The 1,807-nt window shown below is 43.6% G+C and carries 3 protein-coding genes; all 3 read right to left on the reverse strand.

From position 1 onward, the window contains the following. Nucleotides 1-220 precede the first annotated feature (220 nt). Genes PX636_RS08825 through PX636_RS08835 form a run of 3 tightly spaced genes read right to left on the reverse strand, consistent with a single transcriptional unit; the run spans nucleotide 221 to nucleotide 1,512 of the window. On the reverse strand, nucleotides 221-766 hold the full coding sequence (locus PX636_RS08825) for a hypothetical protein (protein ID WP_002789223.1): 546 nt from the start codon (nucleotides 764-766) through the stop codon (nucleotides 221-223). 29 nt (nucleotides 767-795) lie between these two features. After that, a complete protein-coding gene (locus PX636_RS08830; RefSeq protein WP_002791845.1) occupies nucleotides 796-1,242 on the reverse strand; it encodes a Tse2 family ADP-ribosyltransferase toxin in 447 nt (148 codons plus the stop codon). 6 nt (nucleotides 1,243-1,248) lie between these two features. Next, nucleotides 1,249-1,512: a KH domain-containing protein gene (locus PX636_RS08835; RefSeq protein ID WP_079208077.1), complete on the reverse strand. Its 264-nt coding sequence runs from the start codon at nucleotides 1,510-1,512 to the stop codon at nucleotides 1,249-1,251. Between the last annotated feature and the right edge of the window lie 295 nt (nucleotides 1,513-1,807).

The following is a 1,807-nucleotide window of genomic DNA, read 5'->3' on the forward strand; positions in this document are numbered from 1 at the left end:
GCTGGGCAAACAAATTAGCCTGTAATTCAGAGCCGGCAATCGTTTTGACGATTTAGATAAAATTTTCAATGTGACACTTTAGGGTGCGGAATGTGGGTTATAGCGTTTCTGATTCACAAGAGGTACATTCCCGATCCTGAACAGCTTAATCAGCAAAGGTTTAAGTGTGCCGCACAGATGCGAGAACCGCTATAACAGTGGGAGCAGTGTAACGGTCTAGTTATGCCGTCTTCGCTTGTGAGGTTAACTTAAGCAGTTCATTAAGCTTATTTTTTAAGTTTTGGGATGCCATAAGCGGATTGTAAACTTCTCCTGCGTAGGGTTGCCAAACATAACTAGAACTAAAGGGGCGCAATACTGACAATATTCCTAGCTCTTGTTCGAGTGGTTTTGCTAAAACCAGTCCTGGGATAGATAAGTTAGATGATTCTTCGATAAGCTCGCTGTAAGTTCTAAATTCATCGACTTCAACACCAACCAGTGCATAACGGAATGGGGGAGCAAATCGTAGGGACTGATATAGTAAGATACCTAACTCTGTCATTGAATATGCACTTTCAGGGCTGTCTATTCCCACTTCGCTAAGATTACTTGGTGAAACACGACACCACCAATTTTCTTCTATGTCTTGGAATATATCTGTGTGACACTGGCAATGGCGACCAGTTGACAGCAACCATGATACTCCCTCAAAATGCTGAGCAAATTTATGGGCGTTGCTCTCATCCGAACCACATTCTGCCGATAGACTAAATATCCATGCCATTTTGATAGCCTCCCATTGTGTGTATGCCACTAATCAACCTTTTCCCAATATTTTTGGGTGTTTGCCAATGCTGCCTCGTACTTTTCTAGAGCCATTGTAACTCTTGGCATGATGCTAACGTGAGTCGGGCTATCTTGGACAGCCTGTAAATCCCCTGTGATATGGCTATCGTCAATTTGCCATAAAGGGTCTTTGCCAGTTCCACCAAAACTGGCAGGTTTGCGAAATGCTGGTAAACCTTCAATGGATAGGGCAACAGACATTCCCTTTGTGTCCCTAATGGCAACCGTTACAAGATCGCCATGCAACTGACGCTGTGGCTCTGGTAACAAATAGCTTTGTTCATCTAGGCAACCTACTGGCATTTGCTGAATGTTTATATCGATATTAGGTCTAACCCCTAATAATCTGGCACTACGACCAATTTTGGGTCTGTCGTTTTGCTCTGCCATGCCACGATAGTAGAGTTTCGCCATCACCCACTACTTGTATTTTACCTTTAGCTTCATTGTACCTGAAGCACCAACAATAAACTCAATTGGGACACCATCAACGTCTGAAGATAGACCAACACCAGCTTTCTGAGACATTGTAATCTCTATTTCATCAACACCATTTTCTTTTCCTGCTCGAATAATGTCGATCGCTACTTTTCTTTGTTCTGCAATCTCTTTTTCGTTAGCACCTGATGTAAGAAGGGAAATACCGTCCAAAACAAGTGCTACTGGAAGCGCCAAAGGCACCATTGCAAGCTAACTATTCTGCGACAAGAAGGTAAGCGCTTTATGCCGTTTTTCTAGCGTTGTGATGTCAAACTCGTTGGATTCACTCATACTCATTGGCTGAGTTCTATATAGCTATCGATTAACGAAGTGTTGGAATACAAACACAGAATATCACGCCCAAAAGCGTGTTAGCCAGATTAGCCTACTGCTAGTGGAGCAGTAGGAGCCACATTAGGGAACGCACCCTACGGCTGCGTTGTTAGACCGCGCCTCACCGAATCTCTTCTAGCACTGGCTCATAAGGCTTCAATCTTGA

It is taken from the genome of Microcystis sp. M53598_WE2 (assembly GCF_030067735.1).
GTDB classification, from domain to species: Bacteria; Cyanobacteriota; Cyanobacteriia; order Cyanobacteriales; family Microcystaceae; genus Microcystis; species Microcystis aeruginosa.

Coding starts and splice junctions, on each gene's coding strand:
- PX636_RS08825 (WP_002789223.1), bottom strand. CDS start 766: ATGGCATGGATATTTAGTCTATCGGCAGAATGTGGTTCGGATGAGAGC.
- PX636_RS08830 (WP_002791845.1), bottom strand. CDS start 1,242: ATGGCGAAACTCTACTATCGTGGCATGGCAGAGCAAAACGACAGACCC.
- PX636_RS08835 (WP_079208077.1), bottom strand. CDS start 1,512: ATGGTGCCTTTGGCGCTTCCAGTAGCACTTGTTTTGGACGGTATTTCC.